The organism is Bosea sp. (in: a-proteobacteria) (assembly GCF_023953965.1).
Lineage (GTDB): Bacteria > Pseudomonadota > Alphaproteobacteria > Rhizobiales > Beijerinckiaceae > Allobosea.
In genome coordinates this window covers 1,157,501-1,180,371 of sequence record NZ_JAMLIX010000002.1, presented here as the reverse complement: position 1 = coordinate 1,180,371, position 22,871 = coordinate 1,157,501, and the positions used below count along the sequence as shown (strand labels likewise).

19 protein-coding genes and 1 tRNA gene are annotated in these 22,871 nt (G+C 69.3%); 8 read left to right on the top strand and 12 right to left on the bottom strand.

Going from position 1 to position 22,871, the window contains the following annotated elements:
• Positions 1-2: 2 nt before the first annotated feature.
• From M9917_RS20700 to M9917_RS20690, 3 genes are read right to left on the bottom strand one after another with little or no spacing between them, the layout of a single operon-like run.
• Positions 3-269, bottom strand: a complete 267-nt coding sequence (locus M9917_RS20700; RefSeq protein ID WP_297256874.1) for a hypothetical protein — start codon at positions 267-269, stop codon at positions 3-5.
• Between the two features lie 46 nt (positions 270-315).
• Positions 316-3,435 (bottom strand): efflux RND transporter permease subunit, encoded by a 3,120-nt coding sequence (locus M9917_RS20695; RefSeq protein WP_297257138.1) that lies wholly within the window; start codon positions 3,433-3,435, stop codon positions 316-318.
• A gap of 7 nt (positions 3,436-3,442) precedes the next feature.
• A complete protein-coding gene (locus M9917_RS20690) occupies positions 3,443-4,666 on the bottom strand; it encodes an efflux RND transporter periplasmic adaptor subunit (protein ID WP_297256872.1) in 1,224 nt (407 codons plus the stop codon).
• Between the two features lie 77 nt (positions 4,667-4,743).
• Here M9917_RS20690 and M9917_RS20685 point away from each other — a divergent pair, with 77 nt between their 5' ends.
• Positions 4,744-5,418, top strand: a complete 675-nt coding sequence (locus M9917_RS20685; protein ID WP_297256870.1) for a TetR/AcrR family transcriptional regulator — start codon at positions 4,744-4,746, stop codon at positions 5,416-5,418.
• A 23-nt stretch (positions 5,419-5,441) separates the two neighbouring features.
• Here M9917_RS20685 and M9917_RS20680 read toward each other — a convergent pair.
• Positions 5,442-5,531: transfer RNA gene (locus M9917_RS20680), tRNA-Ser, on the bottom strand.
• 162 nt (positions 5,532-5,693) lie between these two features.
• On the opposite strand from M9917_RS20680, the gene M9917_RS20675 reads away from it, so the two are divergent.
• From M9917_RS20675 to olsB, 5 genes are all read left to right on the top strand, one after another.
• Entirely contained in the window at positions 5,694-6,014 is a 321-nt protein-coding gene (locus M9917_RS20675) for a hypothetical protein (protein ID WP_297256868.1), read from the top strand.
• 84 nt (positions 6,015-6,098) lie between these two features.
• On the top strand, positions 6,099-6,755 hold the full coding sequence (gene msrA / locus M9917_RS20670; protein WP_297256866.1) for a peptide-methionine (S)-S-oxide reductase MsrA: 657 nt from the start codon (positions 6,099-6,101) through the stop codon (positions 6,753-6,755).
• Positions 6,756-6,866: 111 nt separating this feature from the next.
• Positions 6,867-8,405: a YifB family Mg chelatase-like AAA ATPase gene (locus tag M9917_RS20665; RefSeq protein ID WP_297256864.1), complete on the top strand. Its 1,539-nt coding sequence runs from the start codon at positions 6,867-6,869 to the stop codon at positions 8,403-8,405.
• Between the two features lie 93 nt (positions 8,406-8,498).
• Positions 8,499-10,580, top strand: a complete 2,082-nt coding sequence (locus tag M9917_RS20660; RefSeq protein ID WP_297256862.1) for a hybrid sensor histidine kinase/response regulator — start codon at positions 8,499-8,501, stop codon at positions 10,578-10,580.
• A gap of 180 nt (positions 10,581-10,760) precedes the next feature.
• A complete protein-coding gene (gene olsB, locus M9917_RS20655) occupies positions 10,761-11,633 on the top strand; it encodes a l-ornithine N(alpha)-acyltransferase (protein ID WP_465246410.1) in 873 nt (290 codons plus the stop codon).
• 6 nt (positions 11,634-11,639) lie between these two features.
• Here olsB and M9917_RS20650 read toward each other — a convergent pair whose 3' ends face one another.
• Genes M9917_RS20650 through M9917_RS20640 form a run of 3 tightly spaced genes read right to left on the bottom strand, consistent with a single transcriptional unit; the run spans position 11,640 to position 14,331 of the window.
• Positions 11,640-12,506 carry an SDR family oxidoreductase gene (locus tag M9917_RS20650; protein ID WP_297256858.1) on the bottom strand — a complete coding sequence of 289 codons (867 nt, stop codon included), beginning with the start codon at positions 12,504-12,506 and terminating at the stop codon, positions 11,640-11,642.
• Entirely contained in the window at positions 12,503-13,741 is a 1,239-nt protein-coding gene (gene queG / locus M9917_RS20645) for a tRNA epoxyqueuosine(34) reductase QueG (protein ID WP_465246396.1), read from the bottom strand. The genes M9917_RS20650 and queG overlap by 4 nt, the downstream gene beginning before the upstream one ends.
• Entirely contained in the window at positions 13,639-14,331 is a 693-nt protein-coding gene (locus tag M9917_RS20640; protein WP_297256856.1) for a glutathione S-transferase family protein, read from the bottom strand. The genes queG and M9917_RS20640 overlap by 103 nt, the downstream gene beginning before the upstream one ends.
• Positions 14,332-14,559: 228 nt before the next feature.
• Between M9917_RS20640 and M9917_RS20635 the strand changes: the two genes are divergently transcribed.
• Positions 14,560-15,357 carry an undecaprenyl-diphosphate phosphatase gene (locus M9917_RS20635; RefSeq protein ID WP_297256854.1) on the top strand — a complete coding sequence of 266 codons (798 nt, stop codon included), beginning with the start codon at positions 14,560-14,562 and terminating at the stop codon, positions 15,355-15,357.
• 9 nt (positions 15,358-15,366) lie between these two features.
• Here M9917_RS20635 and M9917_RS20630 read toward each other — a convergent pair whose 3' ends face one another.
• The 4 genes from M9917_RS20630 to M9917_RS20615 all read right to left on the bottom strand — a co-directional run bounded on the left by M9917_RS20630 (position 15,367) and on the right by M9917_RS20615 (position 19,918).
• Positions 15,367-17,097 (bottom strand): MFS transporter, encoded by a 1,731-nt coding sequence (locus M9917_RS20630; RefSeq protein ID WP_297256852.1) that lies wholly within the window; start codon positions 17,095-17,097, stop codon positions 15,367-15,369.
• A gap of 78 nt (positions 17,098-17,175) precedes the next feature.
• On the bottom strand, positions 17,176-18,066 hold the full coding sequence (locus M9917_RS20625; protein ID WP_297256849.1) for a protein-methionine-sulfoxide reductase heme-binding subunit MsrQ: 891 nt from the start codon (positions 18,064-18,066) through the stop codon (positions 17,176-17,178).
• A gap of 94 nt (positions 18,067-18,160) precedes the next feature.
• Positions 18,161-19,291 (bottom strand): saccharopine dehydrogenase NADP-binding domain-containing protein, encoded by a 1,131-nt coding sequence (locus tag M9917_RS20620; RefSeq protein WP_297256848.1) that lies wholly within the window; start codon positions 19,289-19,291, stop codon positions 18,161-18,163.
• A gap of 183 nt (positions 19,292-19,474) precedes the next feature.
• Positions 19,475-19,918 (bottom strand): Lrp/AsnC family transcriptional regulator, encoded by a 444-nt coding sequence (locus M9917_RS20615; RefSeq protein ID WP_297256846.1) that lies wholly within the window; start codon positions 19,916-19,918, stop codon positions 19,475-19,477.
• Between the two features lie 210 nt (positions 19,919-20,128).
• Between M9917_RS20615 and M9917_RS20610 the strand changes: the two genes are divergently transcribed.
• A complete protein-coding gene (locus M9917_RS20610) occupies positions 20,129-20,581 on the top strand; it encodes a hypothetical protein (RefSeq protein WP_297256844.1) in 453 nt (150 codons plus the stop codon).
• Between the two features lie 238 nt (positions 20,582-20,819).
• Here M9917_RS20610 and ilvD read toward each other — a convergent pair whose 3' ends face one another.
• Positions 20,820-22,661 (bottom strand): dihydroxy-acid dehydratase, encoded by a 1,842-nt coding sequence (ilvD, locus tag M9917_RS20605; protein WP_297256842.1) that lies wholly within the window; start codon positions 22,659-22,661, stop codon positions 20,820-20,822.
• Positions 22,662-22,871: the final 210 nt, after the last annotated feature.

Genomic DNA, 22,871 nt, shown 5'->3' with positions numbered 1-22,871 from the left:
GCTCAGTGGACGGTGGCGAGGTCGTCGTCGTCCGGGTCGATCAGCCGCTCGAGGCCGAGATGCTCGACGCCGTCGGTGAACTCGGCGAAGGCGGCGGCATCGGTGGCGAAGGCGTCCTGCCAGACGGTCGAGCCGCCTTCCTCGTCGATGAGCTCGAGGGTCCAGCCGTCGGTGCCCTCGATCTTGTAGATCTCCACCCGCACGGTGACGCCGTCATGGGTGAAGGTCTGCGACAGGGGCGAGCGGATGATGTCGGGGAACTCGGTCATGGCGATGAGCCTAGCAGTTTCGGGGGCCGGACGCAGCCGTAACCGTTCATGCCGTAGCCGGTTCCGGGCGACGCCAGCGCCGCACGAAGCGCACGACGGTGACATAGAGCAGCGGCACGAAGAAGAGGCCGAGCGTGGTCGCCGCGATCATGCCGCCCATCACGCCGATGCCGATCGCATTCTGGCTGCCCGAGCCGGCGCCGGTCGCGAGCGCGAGCGGCGTGACGCCGAGCACGAAGGCGAGCGAGGTCATCAGGATCGGCCGCAGTCGCTGGCGGGCGGCCTCCAGCGTCGCCTCGACGAGGCCCTTGCCCCGGGCCTCCTGCTCGATCGCGAACTCGACGATCAGGATCGCGTTCTTGGCGGCGAGCCCGATCGTCGTCAGCAGGCCAACCTTGAAATAGACGTCGTTGCTCTGGCCGAAGAGCGTCGCCGCCAGAAGCGCGCCGAAGATGCCGATCGGCACCGACAGCATCACCGCGAAGGGGATCGACCAGCTCTCGTAGAGCGCCGCCAGGCACAGGAAGACGACCAGCATCGAGATGGCGTAGAGCGCCACCGCCTGGCTGCCCGACAGGCGCTCCTGGAAGGACAGCCCCGTCCATTCATGGCCGAAGCCCACCGGCAGCTGCGTCATCAGCCGCTCGATCTCCTCCATCGCCGCCCCCGAGCTGACGCCCGGCGCCGCCGCGCCCTGGATCTCGACGGCGGCCGCGCCGTTGTAGCGTTCGAGCCGCGGCGAGCCATAGGCCCAGCGCCCGCTGGCGAAGGCGGAGAACGGCACCATCTCGCCCATCTGGTTGCGCACATGCCAGCGCCCGATGTCGTCGGGCTGCATGCGGAAGGGCGCATCCGCCTGGACATAGACCGATTTCACCCGGCCGCGGTCGATGAAGTCGTTGACATAGGCCGAGCCCCAGGCGGTCGACAGCGTGTTGTTGATGGCGGAAAGCGGCAGGGTCAGCGCGCTCGCCTTCTCCTGGTCGATCTCGATCGCGTATTGCGGGGTGTCCTCCTGGCCGTTCGGGCGCGTGCCGGAGAGCTGCTTGCTCTGTGCGGCGAGGCCGAGCAGCTGGTTGCGCACCTCCATCAGCCGGCTATGCCCGGCGCCGGCAATGTCCTGCAGGTAAAAATCGAAGCCCGCCGTGTTGCCGAAGCCCTGGATGGCGGGCGGGGCGAGCGCGAAGACCATGCCGTCCCTGATCGCGCGGAAGGCGCCCATGGCGCGCCCGGCGATGGCCTGGGCCGTGGCGGCCTTCCCGGTGCGCTCGGCGAAGGGCTTCAGCCGGACGAAGGCGAGGCCGACATTCTGGCCCTGGCCGCCGAAGCCGAAGCCCGCGACGGTGAGCACGCCCTCGACGAGGTCCTTCTCCTTCTCGCGGTAGTGCTTCTGCACCTCGTCGAGCACCCTGAGCGTCCGGTCCTGCGTGGCGCCGACCGGCAGCTGCACGCTGGTGAGCAGGATGCCCTGATCCTCCTCCGGCAGGAAGGAGGAGGGCATCCGCACGAAGAGCCAGGCCATGCCGCCGCCGATCAGCAGGAAGACCATCAGGAAGCGCAGCGGGCGGGCGATCATCGCGGCGACGCCGGAGCGGTAGCCCTCGGTGGTGCGCTCGAAATTGCGGTTGAACCAGCCGAAGAAGCCCTTGCGCGCGCCATGCTCGCCGACGGGCTTGAGCAGGGTGGCGCAGAGCGCCGGCGTCAGCACCAGAGCGACGACGACCGAGAGCGCCATCGCGGTCACGATCGTCACCGAGAACTGCCGGTAGATCACGCCGACCGAGCCGCCGAAGAAGGCCATCGGCACGAACACCGCCGACAGCACGGTGGCGATGCCGACGAGCGCGCCGGTGATCTCGCCCATCGACTTGATCGTCGCTTCCTTGGGCGAGAGCTTCTCTTCGCGCATCACGCGCTCGACGTTCTCGACCACGACGATGGCGTCGTCGACGAGCAGGCCGATGGCCAGCACCATCGCGAACATGGTGAGCGTGTTGATCGAATAGCCGGCGAGCGCCAGCACCCCGAAGGTGCCAAGCAGCACGACCGGCACGGCCAGCATCGGGATGAAGGTCGCGCGCAGGTTCTGCAGGAAGACGAACATCACGACGAAGACGAGCAGGATCGCCTCGAACAGCGTATGCACCACCTTCTCGATCGAGAGCGTGACGAAGGGTGTGGTGTCGTAGGGGTAGGTGACCTCGACGCCCTCGGGCAGGGTGGGCTTCAGCCGCTCGATCGTCGCCTGCACCGCCTTGGCGGTGTCGATCGCGTTGGCGCCGGTGGCGAGGCTGATGGCGATGCCGGTCGTCGGCTGGCCGTTATAGAACGAGACGGTGTCGTAGCTCTTGGCGCCGAGCTCGACGCGGGCGACGTCGTTCAGCCGCACGATCGAGCCCGACGGGCCGCTCTTGAGGATGATGTTCTCGAACTGCGCGACCGTCTGCAGCCGCGAGAGCGCAGTCACGGTGGCGTTGAGCTGCTGGCCGGGGACCTGAGGCAGGCCGCCGAGCTGGCCGGCAGAGACCTGCGTATTCTGCGCCTCGATCGCGGCGGCGATGTCGGCGGGCATCAGCGCGTATTTGCGCAGCTTGTCGGGGTCGAGCCAGATGCGCATGGCGTAGCCGGCGCCGAAGAGCTGGGTCGAGCCGACGCCCTCGACGCGCTTCAACGTATCGTTGAGGGTCGAATCGACATAGTCGGCGAGGTCGATGGTCGACATCCGCCCGTCCTTCGAGACGAAGGCGACGACCATCAGGAAGCCGGTCGAGGCCTTGGCGACCGAGATGCCGGTGCTCTGCACCACGCCGGGCAACTGGCGGGTGACGAGCTGCAGCTTGTTCTGCACCTGCATCTGCGCGACGTCGGGATCGGCCTGGCTGTTGAAGGTCAGCGTGATCTGGGCGTTGCCGGTCGAGGTCGAGGTCGCCGTCATGTATTGCAGGTTGTCGACGCCGGTCATGCCCTGCTCGATGACCTTGGTCACCGAGTTCTCGACGGTCTGGGCGTCGGCGCCGGGATAGTTGGCGCTGATCTGCACGGTCGTCGGCGCGATCTGCGGATATTGCGAGATCGGCAGCGAGCGCAGCGCGAGCAGCCCCGCCAGCATGATGACGATGGCGACGACCCAGGCGAAGATCGGCCGTTCGATGAAGAAACGCGACAGCATGGCGTCAGTTCTTCGCCGTGTCGCCGGCGGGAAGCTCGGCGCGGCGGTTGGCCGATTTGAGCTCGCCCGTCGCCTCGTCGACGCTGACCTCGTTCGCGGTCACGACCTGGCCCGGCCTTGCGAGCTGGCCGCCCTCGACGATGACGCGCTCGCCGTCCTTGACGCCTGAGTCGACCAGCCAGTTGTTGCCGATGTTGCGCCTGGTCGCCAGCACGCGCTCCTCGACCTTGCCGTCGGCTGAGACGAATTTCGCGGTCGCCTCGCCCTTGGTGTTGCGCCCGACGGCGCGCTGCGGCAGCAGGAAGCTGTTCTCGGCGATGCCTTCCTGGATCACGGCGCGCACGAACATGCCCGGCAGCAGGAGCCGGTCCGGATTGGGGAATTCGGCGCGGACGCTGAAGGTGCCGGTCGTCTGGTCGATATTGGCCTCGGCGAATTCGAGCTTGCCGGTCTGCTGATAGGCGTCGCCGGTGTCGAGCTTGAGCCTCACCGCGACGTTGGGGCCGGTGAACTTCAGCCGGCCCGAGGCGATATCGGCGCGGAACTTCAGCAGGTTGGTGCTCGACTGGGTGACGTCGACATTGATCGGATCGAGCTTGCGGATCGTGGTCAGTATCGCGGCCTGGTTGGCGGTGACGAGCGCGCCCTGGGTCAGTGCCGATTTGTCGATGCGCCCGTCGATCGGAGCCGTGACCTTGGTATAGGCGAGGTTGATCCGCGCTGCCTCGACGCTCGCCTTGGTGCCCGCCAGATCGGCCTGCGCCTGTGCCAGCGTGGCGGTGGCGTCGTCCATGTCCTGCCGGCTGCCGGCGTTGCGCTGGTAGAGCTCCTGGTAGCGGCCGGCCCGGATCTGGGCGTTGGTGACGGCGGCCTCGGCCTTCTGCTGGGCCGCGATCGCGCTGTCGAGCGCGGCCTGATAGGGGGCGGGGTCGATCTCGTAGAGCACGTCCCCGGCCTTGACCTCGCTGCCCTCTCGGAACAGCCGCGACTTGATGATGCCGCTGACCTGGGGCCTCACCTCCGCGATCAGGCTCGCCGAGACGCGGCCCGGCAGCTCGGCCGTGATCGCCACCGGCTGCGGATGCAGCGAGACGACGCTGACCTGAAGCTGCGGCTGCGCCGGCGGGGCTGCCGCCTTCTCGGCATTGCAGGCAGCCAGAGCCGCCGCGATGAGCAGCGCGCCCGGCAAGGCGTGGCGGGAGGAGGAGGGGGCGCGCTCGGCCGGCATGCGGTCTCTCTTTTTGGAAACTGGCGGGTTTCTTATCTCTTGATTTCTGCGGCTGTCAAACCCCAGAATGCGGCGCCATGACGGAGTTGACCAGAGCGAACGGCGGAGATGGCGCGCAACCGGCTTCCGGGAGGGCGCGCGGGCGCCCCAAGACGCGCCCGGACGAAGCCGAGCGCGAGCGGATCGTGCGCTCCGCCCGCGAGCTTTTCCTCGATGTCGGCTATGGCGGCACGACGATGGATGCGGTGGCAAGCCGCTGCGGCGTCTCGAAGCGCACGCTCTACCGGCTGTTTCCGGCCAAGAGCGACCTGTTCCGCGTGATGGTGGCCGATCACCGGCGCTCGATGCTGGCGCTGCCGCGCGACGCGGACGAGGATCTGCCGCTCGCCGAGGCGCTGGCGGCGATCTTCCGGCTCGACAGCGACGCGATCGACGATCGCGAGCGGCTGGCCTTCGTCAGGCTGGTCCTCGCCGATTCGGATCGCTTCAGCGAGATCGGCGAGATGATCGCACAGGAGGGCGCCCAGCCGGCGCGGCGGCTCCTGGAGGATTGGCTTGTCCGGCAGCAGGCGCGCGGCGCGCTGCGGGCCTTTCCGGCCGATGCGCTGGCCCGGATGCTGATGGACATGATCTTCTCGGTGCTGATCAAGCGCTTTCCCGGCGACCGGCTCATGACGGCCGCGGAGCGCCAGCGGCATGCGCGGCTGTGCCTTAAGGTGTTCCTGGAGGGTGTGGCGGCGACGCCGGCGTGATCGCCGTGGAGGGCTTCCCGAAATGGCGGACAGGGCGGGATTCGAACCCGCGATACGGTTTCCCGTATACACACTTTCCAGGCGTGCGCCTTCAACCACTCGGCCACCTGTCCGGCGCGCTGCTTATGACCGCCGGCCCGCCATCTTTCAAGGGCCGTGATCGCGCCTTTTGCACAATCGCGCCAAATCGCGAGCGATCGGTTGCGCTCAGCGCCCGGCATGGGCACATCTGGTCGCCCGCGCCGATGTGCGGGGATTGCTGCGGGGGGCGGACGGTGAGGTTTTTGCTCCGGTTGACCGGTTATCTCTTCGTCGCGGCGGGCTTCGTCGCGCTCGTGATCGACGGCGCCCGCTCGATCGCCGATTCGGTGCTTCGCTTCACGCCGCTCGGCGACGTGCTGCAGGCCGTCATGCAGGAGCGCTTCCAGCTCGTCCAGCCGGCGATCGAGCGCAACATCCATCCCTGGCTCTGGGACCCGCTGCTGCTGACGCTGCTGAAGGCGCCGGCCGCGGGCGTGGCGTTGCTCTTCGGTTTCGGGCTGCTCTGGCTCGGCCGGCGCCCGCCGGAAGCGATCGGCATCGTCACGCGTCGGTGATCGCGCCCCTGCGCCGGGAACCCTGTGCGAACGCGCCGCGCGAGCCTACATTGACCGCTGAGCCCGAACCGAACGGAGCGAACCATGTTCTCCCTGCGCAAGAAGACCGAGATGCCGTCCCCGGCCGAGATCCTGCCCGGCCGCGCCGCGGCAATTCCTACCGCCGAGAGCCATGTCGTCAACGGGCGCAGCCTGGCCGGCCCCTATCCGGCGGGAATGCAGAAGGCCCTGTTCGGCCTCGGCTGCTTCTGGGGCGCCGAGCGCAAGTTCTGGCAGAGCGGCGAGGGCATCTGGGTGACGGCTTCGGGCTATGCCGGCGGCACGACGCAAAACCCGACCTATGAGGAGGTCTGCAGCGGGCTGACCGGGCACACCGAAGTGGTCCTCGTCGTCTTCGACCCCGCCAAAATCGCCTATGAGGACCTCCTGAAGATCTTCTGGGAGAACCACGATCCGACCCAGGGCATGCGGCAGGGCGGCGACGTCGGCACGCAATACCGCTCGGCGATCTACACCTACGACGCGCAGCAGCAGGAGGCGGCCGAGCGCTCGCGCGCGGCTTACGCCCAGGCGCTCGCCGCCGGCGGCTACGGCCCGGTCACCACCGAGATCCGCCCGGCGCCGACCTTCTACTTCGCCGAGGATTATCACCAGCAATATCTGGCCAGGAACCCGGCCGGCTATTGCGGGCTGGGCGGCACCGGCGTCGCCTGCCAGATCGGGCTCTCCGTCGAGGCGTGAAGGCGGGGGGAGGCACATCTCCTTCCAGCCGCCGTCCGGTTCCCGGTATGTTCTTGCGTTGCCGCTGAAGCTCCGCTAGCCTTCCGCTGCGGTAGGGGAGCGGGGCGCAAGATGGTGGCGCGAGTCGCGACGGTGGCGTTCGAGGGCATCGAGGCCCGCGCCGTCGACGTTCAGGTCCAGATCGCGGCGGGCGGCGTCGCTTTCGTTCTGGTCGGGCTGCCGGACAAGGCTGTCGCGGAAAGCCGCGAGCGGGTCCGGGCCGCGCTCCTTGCCTCGGGGCTTGCTCTGCCGGCCAAGCGCGTCACCGTCAACCTGGCGCCGGCGGACCTGCCCAAGGAAGGCAGCCATTACGATTTGCCGATCGCGCTCGCCGTGATGGCCGCGATCGGGGCGATCCCTCCCGATGCGCTCGCCGGTTATGCGGTCCTCGGCGAATTGGCGCTCGACGGCTCGATCGCGCCGGTCGCGGGCGTGCTGCCGGCGGCGATCGCGGCCTATGCCAGGGGGCAGGGGCTGATCTGCCCGGCGGCGTCGGGCCCGGAGGCGGCCTGGGCCGCGGCGGATATCGACATCCTGGCGCCGCGCTCGCTGATCCAGCTCGCCAACCATTTCAAGGGAACCCAGGTGATGGCCCGGCCGGAGCCGGCGGTGGCGCGCGAGGCCGGCCCGCTGCCGGACCTCGCCGACGTCAAGGGCCAGGAAAGCGCGCGGCGCGTGCTCGAGATCGCGGCGGCGGGCGGGCACAATCTCCTGATGAACGGGCCGCCCGGGGCCGGCAAGTCGATGCTGGCGAGCCGGCTGCCCTCGATCCTGCCGCCGCTTTCGCCGCGCGAGCTGCTCGAGGTCTCGATGGTGATGTCCGTCGCCGGCCGGCTCGCCGAGGGCGCGCTGACCGACCGGCGCCCGTTCCGGGCCCCGCATCATTCGGCCTCGATGGCGGCGCTGGTCGGGGGCGGGGTGCAGGCGCGGCCGGGCGAGGTGTCGCTGGCGCATCACGGCGTGCTCTTCCTCGACGAGTTGCCGGAATTCCAGCCGCAGGCGCTCGATGCGCTGCGCCAGCCGATCGAGACCGGCGAGGTGCTGATCTCGCGCGCCAACAACCGCGTCGTCTATCCGGCGCGCTTCCAGCTCGTCGCCGCGATGAATCCCTGCCGCTGCGGCCGGGCGACCGAGCCCGGCTTCGCCTGCCGCCGCCAGCCGAACGAACGCTGCATGGCGCAGTATCAGGCGCGCGTCTCCGGCCCGCTGCTCGACCGGATCGACATCGCGATCGATGTGCCGGCGGTGACGGCGGTGGATCTGATCCGCCCCGCCGCGGGCGAAAGCTCGGCGGCGGTGGCCGCGCGCGTCGCGATGGCGCGTACGATCCAGGCGGAGCGCTTCGAGCGCCTCGGCTTCGACGGGGTCATGACCAACGCCGCCTGCCCGGTATCCGTTATCGAGGAGATCGCGCGGCCGGACAAGGCCGGGCTTTCCCTGCTGCGCGACGCGGCGGAGGCGCTACGGCTGACGGCGCGCGCCTATCACCGCGTGCTGAAGGTCGCCCGCACGCTCGCCGACCTCGACGCGGAGGAGACGGTCGGCCGGCACCATCTGGCGGAGGCCCTGTCCTACCGGGCACGGGGGGAGGATCTCGTCGCGGCCGCCTGAGGCGCGAAGGTTAACCGATCCTCACCTCGAACCGGTCGTATTTGCCCTATTCACAGGCGCCTTTCTCAAGGGGGGCCGCGTAGATCGGAGGTCATGGCTTCCTCGATCTGGTCATGGCTTGCCCTTGCTCCTGCGCTGCTGCTTCTCCCGGCGGCGGGGGGGCTTATCTGGCTCATGCGCCAGCGCGGCGCGCTTAGCCGGCAGGTCGCCGGGCTCGCCCATGAGGTCGAGGCGCTCAACGACCGCCTCTGGAACCTCGCCGACAGCGAGGAACGCTATCGCAGCCTGATCGAGGCGCAGGGCGACCTGATCGTCAGGCGCGACGGCCTCAAGATCGTCTATGCCAACCGCGCCTATGCGGCGCTGTTCGGCGCAACCGAGCAGGATCTCGTCGGCAGCGAGATGCTGCTGCCGCAGCTCGCCAGCCGGCCGCTCGCGCGGCTGGAGGGCGGCGCGCGCAGCTTCGACGAATGCCTCGCCACCCATGCGGGCGAGCGCTGGATCGCCTGGATCGAGACGGCCGTGCGCGGGTCCGACGGGCGCACGCTGATCCAGCGCGTCGGCCGCGACATCACGGCGCGCATCGCCGGCGAGGATGCGCTGGTCGAGGCACGCGCACGGGCCGAGGCCGCCAACGAGGCCAAGTCGCGCTTCCTGGCGACCGTCAGCCACGAGTTCCGCACGCCGCTCAACGGCATCCTCGGCATGGCCGACCTCCTGACCGATACCGGCCCCGACGCGGAGCAGGCGACCTATGTCGCGGCGCTGCGCACCTCCGGCGAGGCGCTGCTGGCGCTGGTCGACGACATCCTCGATTTCGCCAAGGTCGAGGCCGGCAGGCTGGAGCTCAACGAGGCGCCTTACGACCCGGTCCAGCTCGTCGAGACGGTCGCGGAGCTGATGGCGCCGCGCGCGCAGGCGAAGGGGATCGAGCTCGCGGCCCATATCGCGCCCGATCTGCCGGCGCGCCTCGTCGGCGACCGCGACCGGCTGCGCCAGATCCTTTTGAACCTCGTCGGCAACGCGGTGAAGTTCACCGAGGCCGGCGGGGTGGGCCTGAGCCTCGCCCGGGCCGGCGCGCATCTGGAGATCACCGTCGCCGATACCGGGCCGGGCATCCCGCCCGACCGGCTGGAAGCCGTCTTCGGCGAGTTCGAGCAGCTCGATCACGGCTCCGGCCAGGCCGGTACCGGCCTCGGGCTCGCGATCGTGCGCCGCCTCGCCCGGCTGATGCGCGGCGAGGCGCGGGCCGAGAGCCGGCCGGGCGAGGGCGCGACCTTCCGTGTCACGCTGCCGCTCGTGCCGGCACGCGACGCTCCCGTGCCGCGGATCCCGCACTGGCCGCATCACCATGTCCTGCTGGTCTCGCCTGCGCCTTTCGCGGCGCGCTTCCTGGCGCAGACGATCCGGGCGACGGGTGCCTCGGTCACCGTCGCCGGCACGGCCGAGGCGGCGCGAGCCGGGCTCGCAGGGGCTGCTCGCGCCACGGCGGTGCTGATCGACCATGCGCTCGGCGATCGGCCGGCGCGGGAGCTTGCGGCGGTCGCGGCGGCGGCCGGCATCCGCGATTGCCTGATCCTGCTCTCGCCCCAGGCGCGCCGGGCATTCGGCTCGGCCCAGGAGGCAGGCTTCACCGGCTTCCTGATCAAGCCGGTCAGGGCGCGCTCGCTCTACGAGCGGCTGGAGAGCGGGGTCCCGCAGGCTGCGCCAAAGGCCGGCAGGGCCATGGCGCCGGCCCTGCCGCCTCCGCTCGGGGCGGGCATGACGGTGCTGGTCGCGGAGGACAACGAGATCAACGCCCTGCTCGCGACGCGCACGCTGGAGCGTTTCGGCTGCACGGCGGTGCTGGCGCGCGACGGGCGCGAGGCGCTGGAACGGGTCGAGGACGCCTTCGCCGGCACGGCTCAGCCGCTGGCGCTCGCGCTGCTCGATGTCCGCATGCCGGCGATGACGGGCCTCGACTGCGCCCGCGCCATCCGCGCGCTGGAGAAGCGGCTCGGCCGCGCCGTCCCGCTGCCGCTCCTCGCCGTCACCGCCAATGCCGCCGCCGCCGACCGGGCCGCCGCGGCGGCGGCCGGGATGGACGGGTGCCTCGCCAAGCCGCTGGAGCGCGCGGCGCTGCTGCGCTGGCTCACGCGCCTGTCACTGGGCCCCGCCGACAGCCTGTCGGCTTGACGGCCGTCATCGCTTCGACGCAGTTTCGTCGCTAAGTCGTAAGACCAAGGGAGCAAACCTGCCCATGCCGGTCCTGGCGGGGATGAGGAAGCGATGGCACTGCAGCTTTCCGGAACCAAGCACGCCCCGCCGGCCGGGTCGCCGGCCGGCAAGCGGTTCTCGCGCTTTGCTCCGTCGCTTATGATCAGAGGCGGCGCGATCTTGCGCCGGCCTGCTGCCGGGGCCGACGAGGCGGCGGCGCTGTCGGGCACGCTCGACCGGATCGGCGCGCTCGAGGTTCGTCTCGCCCGCACGCCGCGCGAGATCTGGCAGGCGCAGCGGCTGCGCTACCGCGTCTTCTATCAGGAGATGTCGGCCCGGCCCGATGTCGTCTCGCGCCTGTTCCGCCGCGACGCCGATCGCTTCGACAAGGCCTGCGACCATCTCCTCGTCATCGATCACGCCGCGCGCGGCCGCTTCGGCGGCATCAGGCCGAAGGTCGTCGGCACCTATCGGCTGATGCGGCAGGGCGCGGCCCAGCGCCTCGGCGGCTTCTACAGCCAGGGCGAATTCGATCTCGGCCCGCTGCTCGCGCGCCATCCCGGCCGCCGTTTCCTCGAGCTCGGCCGCTCCTGCGTGCTGAAGCCCTATCGCAACAAGCGCACGGTCGAGCTGCTCTGGTCGGGCATCTGGGCCTATCTGCAGCATCACCGCATCGAGGCGATGTTCGGCTGTGCCTCCTTCGACGGCACCGATCCCGATGCGCTGGCGCTGCCGCTCAGCTTCCTGCACCATCACGCCCGCTCCGAGGGGGCTTGGCGCGCGACCGCCCATGCCCGCCATTGCGTCGATATGGACCGCCTGCCGGCGGAGATGGTCGATGCCAAGCTCGCCCTCAAGCAGATGCCGCCGCTGATCAAGGGCTATCTCAGGATCGGCGCCCGCTTCGGCACCGGCGCCGTCATCGACCACCGGTTCGGCACGACCGACGTCCTCGTCGTGCTGCCCGTCTCGGCGATCGACAAGCGCTATAGCGATTACTACGGCGGCGAGACCCCCCGCCACGCCGCCTGAGGCGGTTCATTCGCCCGCTGCCGCCAACGCCGGCAACGCCTCGCGATAGCTCGGATAGCGGAAGGTGTAGCCCAGCTCCCGCTTCACCAGCGCGTTCGAGACGCGCTTGTTCTCACGATAGAATTCCACCGCCATCGGCGACAGCGCGGCTTCGTCGAACGGGATTTCCGGCGGCGGTTCGAGCCCTGTCAGCTCCGCCGCGAAGGCGATGACATCCTGCGGCGGGCCTGGCTCGTCGTCGGTGAGGTTGTAGACCGCGCCCTGGCGCGGCCGGGCGAGCGAGGCCATCAGCACGCCGGCGATGTCGTCGACATGGATGCGGTTGAACACCTGGCCCGGCTTGACGAGCCGCACGGCCTTGCCTTGGCGCAGCTTGGCGATGGCGTTGCGGCCGGGGCCGTAGATGCCCGACAGGCGGAAGATCTGGACCGGCTTGCCGCTGCCCTGTCCGAGCCGCAGCCAGCCTTCCTCGATCGCGACGCGCTGGCGCGTGCGGGCATTGCGCGGGACCGGCGGCGTCGATTCGTCGATCCAGGCGCCGCCCTGGTCGCCATAGACGCCGATGGTCGAAAGATAGCCGATCCAGGTGAGCCCGGGTGCCGCAGCCAGCGCCTCGCCCAGGCAGGTCAGGGCCGGGTCGCCATCCTGCGTCGGCTGGACCGAGACCAGCACGGCTTCGGCCTCGGCCACCGCCTTTTCGAGCGCCGGCGACACCGTGAGGCCGTCGAAGACCAGCGTCCTGATGCCGTCACGGCCGAGGCGGGCGGCTTTTTCGGCCGTGCGGACGGTGCCGGTGACCTGCCAACCCCGGGCCAGCGCTTCGCGCGCGAAGAAGCCGGCCGCATAGCCGAGGCCGAGGATCAGGAGGTTCATGCGGTGTCTTCCGTCCGGGTCGCGAGCGCCTGCCATTCGGCGCGCACCTGCGGGTCGGCTTCCTCTGCGAGCCCGGCGGCGGCGAGCTTGCCGGCGCCGGCTGGGTCGAGCCTTCCCAGCGCCCAGACCGCCATGGCGCGCACCAGCGGCGAAGGATCGGCGAGATGGGGCAGGGCGCTTCCGGCAAGCTCCGCCCGGCCGCTGTTGCCGATCGCGATCAGCACGTTGCGCAGGAAGCGGTCGCGCCCGGTGCGCTTCACCGGCGTGCCGGCGAAGAGCGTGCGGAAGCTTGCATCGTCGAGCCGGGCGAGCCTGGCGAGATCGAGCCCGTCGAGATCGTCCTTGAGGGAAAGCCGGGTCTCCTGCGCGGCCTGCGCAAACTTGTTCCAGGGGCAGACGGCGAGGCAGTCGTCGCAGCCGAAGACGCGGTTGCCGATGCCCGGCCGCAAGGCGGCGTCGATATGGCCCTGATGCTCGATGGTGAGATAGGAGATGCAGCGGCGCGCATCGAGCCGGTAGGGCGCGGGAAAGGCGTCTGTCGGGCAGATATCGAGGCAGCGCCGGCAGGAGCCGCAATGGTCGCGCTCAGGCGTATCGGCCGGCAGGTCGGCGGTGGTGTAGATCGCGCCGAGCAGGAGCCAGGAGCCGTGCTGGCGCGAGACCAGCACCGTGTGCTTGCCCTGCCAGCCGAGCCCGGCCGCCTCGGCCAGCGGCTTTTCCATCACGGGGGCGGTATCGACGAAGACCTTGACGTCGGCGCCGCCGCGCGCAGCGAGCAGCCCCGCGACGCTCTTGAGCTTGCCCTTGATGACGTCGTGATAATCGCGCCGGCGCGCATAGAGCGAGATCGCAGCCTTGTCGGGATGCGCCAGCATGGCGAGCGGATCGCCTTCGCCGGCATAGTTCATGCCGAGCATGATGACGCAGCGCACCTCGCCCCAGAGCCGGCGCGGGTCGGCGCGCTCGTCGCGGCGCTCCTCCATCCAGCCCATGTCGCCCTGGTAGCCGCCGGCGAGCCAGGCTTCGAGCCGCTCCGGCGCTTGCGGAATCGCATCGGCGGCGGCGACGCGCATCACGGCGAAGCCCTCGGCGAGCGCCCGCCCGGCGACGGCGCGCTTGAGCTTCTCGCCGCTCAGAAATCCAGGTTGTCGTAATGGGCGCTCGGAGCCATGCCCGGCACGCGGTCGCTCAGAAGCGGCCGGAAGCTCGGTCTCGACTTGATCCTCGCATACCATGCGCGGGCCGCCTCATCCTCTTCCCAGGGCACGTCGCCGAGATAGTCGACGCAGGACAGATGCGCCGCCGCCGCCAGATCGGCATAGCTCAGCTCGGGGCCCGCGAGCCAGTTCCTCTTGGCGGTGAGCCAGGAGATGTAGCGCAGATGATAGCGCACATTGGCGCGCGCCGCGCGGATCGCGCTCATCTCCGGCGGGCCGCCGCCCTCGTCGCGGCTCATGAACCGCTTCATCACCTTCTCCAGCACGAGCGGGCCGGTGATCTCCTCATGGAACTTGATGTTGAACCAGTCCATGAGCCGGCGCACCTCGACGCGCTCGCCCGGCCCTTCCGGCAGCAGGCGGCGCTCGCCCAGCGCCAGGCCCCGCGTCTCGTCGAGGTATTCCGCGATCGGCCCGGCGCCGGGCACGGCAAGCCCGCCCTGCTCCTGGAAGACGGGCGTCGTGCCCGCGGTGTTGAGCTCGATGAATTCCCGCCGGCGCTCCCAGACGCGTTCCTCGACCAGATCGGCCTCAAGGCCGAATTCGCTGAGCGCGAGCCGGACGAAACGCGAATGCGGGCACAGCGGGTAGTGGTACAGGGTCGCCATGGCACTCATGAGCACTGTGAAGCAGGCAAAATGCGACGGAAGCAGGGCCGCCGGGGCAGCAGGCGCCCGATAGGCGACGGCGTGTTGCTATAGTCACGCCGGAAAAGCGCCACAAGCGGCGCCGATGCGGAAAGCCGCAATTTGGGCGCGCGGCTTCGCGAAGTGGTAACCAATTCGCAAAGAGCTCGGCGTAAGCCGGACCGTGCGCCGCACGAGGAAAAGTCTTCCATGCACAACCTGATCGAAGCCTTCGTCCTCGGCATCGTCGAGGGCCTGACCGAATTCCTGCCGGTCTCCTCGACCGGGCATCTGCTGCTCATCGGCCACTTCCTCGGCTTCGAATCCAACGGCAAGACCTTCGAGGTCCTGGTCCAGCTCGGCGCGATCCTGGCGATCCTGCTGGTCTATTTCCGCCGCCTCCTCGACATCGCGCTGAGGTTGCCGAGCGATCCTTCGGCCCGGCGCTTCGTGCTGGGCGTGCTCGTCGCCTTCCTGCCGGCGGCGGTGATCGGCGCGGCTCTGCACGGCTTCATCAAGACCGTGCTGTTCAACCCCTTCCTGGTCTGCTGCACGCTGATCGCCGGCGGGCTTATCCTGCTCGTCGTCGACGAATTGGAGCTGCAGGAGACGCACACCGACGCCACCGCCTTTCCGCTGTCGATGTATTTCAAGATCGGGCTGATCCAGTGCCTGGCGATGATTCCGGGCGTCTCGCGCTCGGGCTCGACCATCGTCGGCGCCATGCTGCTCGGGGCGAGCAAGCGCGCGGCGGCCGAATTCTCGTTCTTCCTCGCCATGCCGACCATGGCGGGCGCCTTCGCCTACGATCTCTTCAAGAGCTACAAGTTCCTGACCTTCGACGACGGCATCCTGATCGTCGTCGGCTTCGTCGCGGCCTTCTTCTCGGCGCTCATCGTGGTGCGCAGCTTCCTCGATTTCGTCTCGAAGCGGGGTTTCGCGCCCTTCGCCTGGTGGCGGATCGTCGTCGGCATGGTCGGCCTCGCGGGCCTGTGGATCGTCGGCTGAGGCCGATCCTCAGGCCGGGCGCGCCGGATCGTTCAGCGAATCGGCGAGCGTCGGCGTCCGGCTGGTGGAGAACTGCGGCAGCGAGGCCGTCTGCCGTTCGATCATGCGGTGGACCAGCGGCGGATTCGGGCCGCTGTGCAGGGCGCGGACCCGCTCGCCGATCTCGGCATCGGCCTGGGTGACCCGCTGGTTCTGGCGGACATATTCGACCCAGGTCGGGGCGTCGTAACGCTCGACCCACAGCCTCGAATCGGTGAGGTCGCGCAGCAGGGCCCAGTGCCGGGCGCCGTCGCGGCGCCGGATGCGCCGACGTTCCGCCATCACGGTCAGGAAGGCGACGACGTCTTCCGGCTTGATGATGTATTCGATCGTCACGATGATCGGGCCGGAGCGCGGCTCGATGTCGACGGCGACCTTGGGCTCGCGCCAGCGGCTGAGCGGATCGAGGTTGAGCTCCTCGAGCGGCGGCAGCCGGTAGCGCAGCCCCATCACCGCCCCCGCGACCAGCACGACGGCCGAGATCAGCAGGGCCTTCTCGACGCCGAAATGCTGCGCCGAGCGGCCCCAGGCCCAGCTGCCGAACGCCATGCCGCCGAATGTCGCCATCTGGTAGATCGCCAGTGCCCGGCCGACGACCCAGCGCGGCGCCGAAAGCTGCACCGTGGCGTTGAAGGTCGAGAGCGCCAGCACCCAGCAGGCGCCGCAGACGCTCAACCCCGCCATGGCCAGCCAGATCGTCTCGCTGAAGGCGACCAGCATGACGCCGCCGGCATAGGCGACGAAGGTCGAGCGGGTCAGCGCCTCGGTCGACATCGTCCGGCGCAGCCGCGCGCTCATGAAGGCGCCCGCCACGGCGCCGGCACCGAAGGCACCGAGCAGCACGCCATAGGTGAGCGGGCCGCCGCGCACGAGATCGCGCGCGATCAGCGGCAGGAGCGCGAGCCCCACGATGGCGCCGAAGCCGTAGACGAAGGCGCGCAGCGTGACGGTGCGGATGTTGGGCGACATCGCGACATAGCGCACGCCCGCGCTCATCGCGATGAACAGCGTCTCGCGCGGCAGGAGCCGTTCCACCTTGGGCGGCTTCCAGCGCGCCAGGACGACGAGCAGCGGAATGTAGCTGACGGCGTTGATGGCGAAGGCGGCGACGGCGCCGGCCGCCGCCACGATCACGCCGCCGATCGCCGGCCCGACGCTGCGGGCGATGTTGAAGGCGACGCTGTTGAGCGTCACCGCCGCCGGCACGTCGCGGCGCGGCACCATGTCGCCGACCGAGGACTGCCAGGCCGGGTTGTTGAGCGCCGTGCCGCAGCCGATCAGGAAGGTGAAGGCGAGCAGCAGCCAGGGCGTGATCAGGCCGAACCAGGCGAAGACCGCGAGCAGGACCGAGACCAGCAGCATGAAGCTCTGGGCCGCGAGCAGGATCCGGCGGCGGTCGTAATTGTCGGCGACGGCCCCCGACGCCAGCGAGAACAGCATGACCGGCAGCGTCGTCGACGACTGGACCAGCGCGACCATCTCCGCCGAGGGCGAGATCGAGGCCATCATCCAGGAGGCGCCGACCGCCTGGACGAGGCCGCCGAAATTCGAGGCGAGGCTGGCGAACCAGACGGCGCGGAAGATCGGCTGCTGAAGCGGGACGAGGGGCGAGACCCGGGCCTGCGCCGGCCTGATGCCCTCCGAGGCGAGCTCGGCTTCGATGACATCGGCCGTCGGCTGGGCGTGCGGATCGTCAGGCATGCCATCGGGTTAGAGCATGAGCGCGAGAGGGGGGGAACCCTTTCCATTGGAAGATGTCGAAACTTGGAAGCTTTTTTCTCAGGCCGCCGGCACGGGCGCCCGCTGCCGTGGCCTGCGGGCGCGCAAGCCGTGGCCGAGCGCCACCAGAAGCCCGGCGAGCGCGACCCAGTGCGCGGGCCTCAGCGAAGCGTAGTCGCCATAGATCAGGATGTCGGCATTGGCGGCGAGGACGAGCCCGGCCGGCACGCCGGAGGCTGCGGCATACCAGCCCGCTTCAAGGGCCGCGGTGGCAAGCCCCGCCAGAAGCGCCGCCCCCGCCAGCATCGGCACGGAGACCGGAAGCCTCCAGCGATAAAAGCCGCGATAGAGCATGAGCAGCAGGAAAAGCCCGCTCGTCAGCGCCGGCTCGGTGACGTCGATCTTGGATTGCAGGAAAAAATGCACGAGCGCCAGCACCGCGATCGGATAGACGAGGCTGTGCAGGCGCTGCCAGTTCCTGCCGAGCCGGCGGATCATGCCGTCGGTCGAGGTGATGCCGAGCGCGATGAGGCCGATCAGCGCGGCAAAGCCGATGGTCAGGTAGAAGCGCCTGGCGATCTCCGAGACGATCAGTCCCCAGTCGAAGGCCATGTCGATTGTGTAGAGCGCGAGGTGCCCGAGCGCATAGGCAAGCGCGCCGAGGCCCAGCATGCGGCGGATGCCGATCAGCCTGCCCCAGTCGAACAGGCGCCGGAACGGCGAGACCGCGAGCGTGGCAAGCAGCAGCCGGACCGTCCAGGTCCCGGTCTGGTGGATCGCCTGTGTCCAGGGCTTCGCGCCGAGCTGATGCGTCAAGGCGGCATGGAGCAGGATGAGCGCCGGCACGAGGATGAGCGCGAAGGTCGCAGCCCTCAAGCCCGAGAAACGGCCCTGCCGGTCGACCCATGGCAGCCACGATGCCGCGGCGCGATTTGGAGTGCCAACGCTCATGCCCATCGCATAGACGAGCAGGATGGCCCCTGTCCCGCATCCCTGGACACAAGCGTGTGAGGGGGCTGTCCTGCCGGCCCGGCTGCGCGCCCTCTCAGGCGGCGCTCTTGACCGCGGCGGCCGGGGCGAGGCCGGCGGCGTCGACGCCGCGCGCCTCGCGCAGCAGCCGGGAGCCCGCCCGGGTCGCGAGGAAATCGGCGAGCGCGGCGTCCTCCTGCCGCACGAAGCCCCTGGCGGGCAGCTTGCCGGCGAGGAAGAGCTCGACCATGGCGACGCAGCCGGCGGCGGTGGTGAGCTGGATCGCGCCGAGCCTGTCGGTGCCGTCATAGCGCAGCACGATGCTCTCCTCCTCGAGGCGGCCGCGGCGCTCGCCGACGCCGGTCACGAAGATCACGACCACGTCCTTGCGGGTGAAGGGCGCTGAATGGCTGAGGATGCGGCGCATCGTCTCGCGGTCGTCGGCGAGTTCGAGATCGCGCAGCAGGAGCTTCATGATCCCGGCATGGCCGGGATAGCGCAGCGTCTTGTAGCTCATGTCGCGCACCTTGCCGGCGAGCGTCTCGGTCAGGGTGCCGAGGCCCCCAGAGGTGTTGAAGGCTTCATAGGCGACGCCGTCGATCATCACGCTCTCGATGCCCTCGAGCGCCGGCACCAGCGTCGGCTTGCCGTCGAAGACTATCTCGCAGGGGTTGCAGTATTCGTTGATCAGCCCGTCGACCGACCAGGTCACGTTGTAGCGCAGCGCGTTGGTCGGATAGAGCGGCAGCGCCCCGACGCGCATCTTGATGGCGCGCACGCTCTCGAAGCGGGCCGCCATGTCGGCGCCGAGGATGCAGATGAAGCCCGGGGCAAGCCCGCATTGCGGGACCAGCGCGACCTCGGCTGTCCTGCCGAGCTGCTTGACGTAAGCCGTGGTGGCGACGTCCTCGGTCAGGTCGAAATAATGGGTCCTGGTCTCGGCCGCGGCCCTGGCGATGCCCTTGTTGAGGAAATAGGGGCAGGCGCTGACGACGATGTCGCGGTCCTTCAGGAAGGCGCGCAGCGCGTCGAGGTTCGAAGCATCGACGGTCGCGGTGGCGAAACGCCCGCCGGCGGCGTGGGCGAGCTGGGCATCCGCCGCATCGGCCAGCGTCACCTCGTGACCCTGCTCGGCCAGCATGCCTGCGATGACGATGCCGATCTGCCCGGCGCCCAGCACGGCGATGCGCTGCTTCTGGATGGTCATCTCGCGATCTCCTGACGGGTTTTTCGGTGCGCGGCCGGAAGCCTGCCTCTGCGCCTCGAATCATCGTCGCGGGGCGTGTGAGCCGCAACGGGCGGATCGCTGGAGAAATGCGCAATAACGGTGCGATATGATGGGATATCGATTGTTTCGATGGGAAATCGCCGCTTCCCTCGGGCTCCGCCCTCAGCGCCCGAACCTGCGGGCCAGAATCACGGAGGAGGTGGTCCGGCGTACTCCATCCATTTCGGCGATCCAGTCGATGATGGTATCGAGGTCGCCGGCGGTCTCGCATTCGATCTTGACCGACAGGTCGAAATGGCCGCTCAGCGTGTCGCATTGCACGATTTCGGGCCTTTTCTTCAACGCCGCGACCACGCCGCCCTGCTGCTTCATCTCCAGCTCGATCAGGATCAGCGCCGAGACCGTGGTCGGCGGCCGGCTCGCCTTGCCGAGGATCACGGTGTAGCCGGCGATCACGCCGTCGCGCTCGAGCCGGCTGAGCCGCCCCTGCGCCGTCGCCCGCGCGACGCCGAGCCGCTTGGCGATATCGGAAAGGGGCAGGCGGGCGTTCTCGGTCAGGATCTGGATCAGCTCGCGGTCCTTGGCGGCGTCGGACGGCCGTGCCATGTCGTCTCCGGCGGTGTGGCGGGCCGTCATATAGCAGGCAAACGCCGCCGCCCGGCAAGGGAGCGGGTGTGGCCGCCGCCGCGGCGGCGTGCCCGAAAAGGAACATCTTGTCGTTCGAAGCATTGTCCTGTGCCGGAAGGGGCTTGCCTCGGAGCACAAATCGGAGTGGCATGCCGGCCGGCGGCAACATGCTTTGCCATGGAGAACGTGATGTTCAGGACTTTCATTCTCGCATCCGCATCGGCCCTCGCCTTCGCCTCCTTCTCCGTGGCGCCAGCCGCGGCGCTGACGATGAAGGAATGCAGCGCCAAATACCAGGACGCCAAGAAGGCCAACACGCTGAAGGGCCAGAAGTGGAACGACTTCCGCAAGGCCGAATGCGGCGACGACGACGCCGACGAGGCGGCTGCCGCCGCAGCGGTGCCGGACACGCCGGCTCCCGCGGCCGCGCCGGCGGCCAAGCCCGCCGGAAAGGCCAAGGCCGCCGTCTTCCCGAAGGCGGTTTCGCAGAAATACTCGAACGAGACCGCCGGCAAGGCGCGGCTCAAGACCTGCGCCGACCAGTACAACGCCAACAAGGCGGCCAACGCCAACGGCGATCTGAAATGGATCGAGAAGGGCGGCGGCTACTGGAGCCAGTGCAACACCAAGCTGAAGAGCTGATTCGCCGGCCGAAGGGCCGCTCAGGGAACGCCGCGCCGCGAGGCGCGGCGTTTTCGTTTGCGGAAGCCGTCACGGAGCTCCACGGTCGTCATTCCGGGGCCTCGCGAAGCGAAGAACCCGGAACCCACGACCGGGTGAAACATCCGATACCCGATTGCGCGTGCCGCACCCCGTCGCGGGTTCCGGGTTCGCGCCTGCGGCGCGCCCCGGAATGACAAGCGTGGGGCTTGAGGCCTGTCTACTCTACCACGCGCACCGCACCGCGGGCCGCGCTGGTCGTCGTCGCGGCATAGGCTTTCAGCGCCGTCGTGACCTTGCGCTTGCGCGGCGCGGCCGGCTTCCAGGCATCCTTGCCCTTCGCCTCCATCGCCGCGCGGCGGCGCGCCAGCTCCTCATCGGACACCTTGAGCGAGATCGAGCGGTTGGGGATGTCGATGGCGATGATGTCGCCGCTCTCGACCAGGCCGATCGCGCCGCCTTCCGCCGCCTCCGGCGAGACGTGGCCGATCGAGAGGCCCGACGAGCCCCCCGAGAAGCGCCCGTCGGTGATCAGCGCGCAGGCTTTGCCGAGGCCCTTCGATTTCAGATAGCTCGTCGGATAGAGCATCTCCTGCATGCCGGGCCCGCCGCGCGGCCCTTCGTAGCGGATCAGCACGATGTCGCCGGGCTTGACCTTGCGGTTGAGGATGCCATCGACCGCCGCGTCCTGGCTCTCGAAGATCACGGCCGGGCCTGAGAAGGTCAGGATCGAGGCATCGACGCCGGCCGTCTTCACGATGCAGCCGTCCTGCGCGATGTTGCCATAGAGCACGGCAAGTCCGCCATCCTGGGAATAGGCATGCGCGGCGCTGCGGATCACGCCGGCCTTGCGGTCGGTGTCGAGCGTCTCGAAGCGCCGCTCCTGGCTGAAGGCGGTCTGGGTCGGCACGCCGCCGGGCGCGGCGCTGTAGAAGGCGCGCACCGACTCGCTCGTCGTCTGGGTGATGTCCCAGCGCGCCAGCGCCTCGGCCATGGTCGTGCTGTGGACGGTCGGCAGCGTGGTATCGACCAGCCCGGCGCGATCGAGCTCGCCCAGGATCGCCATGATGCCGCCGGCGCGGTGGACGTCCTCCATATGCACGTCGGCGACGGCGGGCGCGACCTTGCACAGGACCGGCACGCGCCGCGACAGCCGGTCGATGTCGGCCATGGTGAAGTCGATCTCCGCCTCATGCGCCGCCGCCAGGAGATGCAGCACCGTATTGGTCGAGCCGCCCATGGCGATATCGAGCGTCATCGCGTTCTCGAAGGCCTTGAACGAGCCGACATTGCGCGGCAGCACGCTCTCGTCGTCCTGATCGTAATAGCGCCGGGCGATGTCGACGATCAGATGCCCGGCCTCGACGAAGAGGCGCTTGCGGTCGGCATGGGTGGCGAGCGTCGAGCCGTTGCCGGGAAGCGCGAGGCCCAGCGCCTCGGTCAGGCAGTTCATCGAATTGGCGGTGAACATGCCCGAGCAGGAGCCGCAGGTCGGGCAGGCCGAACGCTCGATCACGTCGACCTCCGCGTCCGTATACTTGTCGTCGGCGGCGGCGATCATCGCATCGACGAGGTCGACCTTCTTCAGCACGCCCTCGGCGATGAACTTGCCGGCCTCCATCGGCCCGCCCGAGACGAAGACGGTGGGGATGTTGAGCCGCATCGCCGCCATCAGCATGCCGGGCGTGATCTTGTCGCAATTGGAGATGCAGACCATCGCGTCGGCGCAATGGGCGTTGACCATGTATTCGACGCTGTCGGCGATCAGCTCGCGCGAGGGCAGGCTGTAGAGCATGCCGTCATGGCCCATGGCGATGCCGTCGTCGACCGCGATGGTGTTGAACTCCTTGGCGACGCCGCCGGCGGTCTCGATCTCGCGCGCGACGAGCTGGCCGAGATCCTTGAGATGGACATGGCCGGGCACGAACTGGGTGAAGGAGTTCACCACGGCGACGATCGGCTTGCCGAAATCGCCGTCCTTCATGCCGGTGGCGCGCCACAGGCCGCGGGCGCCGGCCATGTTGCGGCCATGGGTGGAGGTGGCGGATCTCAGCCTGGGCATTGCAATCATGTCTCCGGTCTCGGGCGGGGATCGTCCCGTCGGGCGGCCAAGCTATCGCCATCGCGGCCGGCGTCAAAATCGAATTCCTCGTTTTTTAGACCGGCACGGCGCATGGCGCCCCGACCCCGGCGGGGGAGGAGGCCCTGCAAAGCGAGGCCCTTGGCACAGTGGATAAGAACCTCCGGTGTAAGCCGTTGGCTTGAAAGAGAA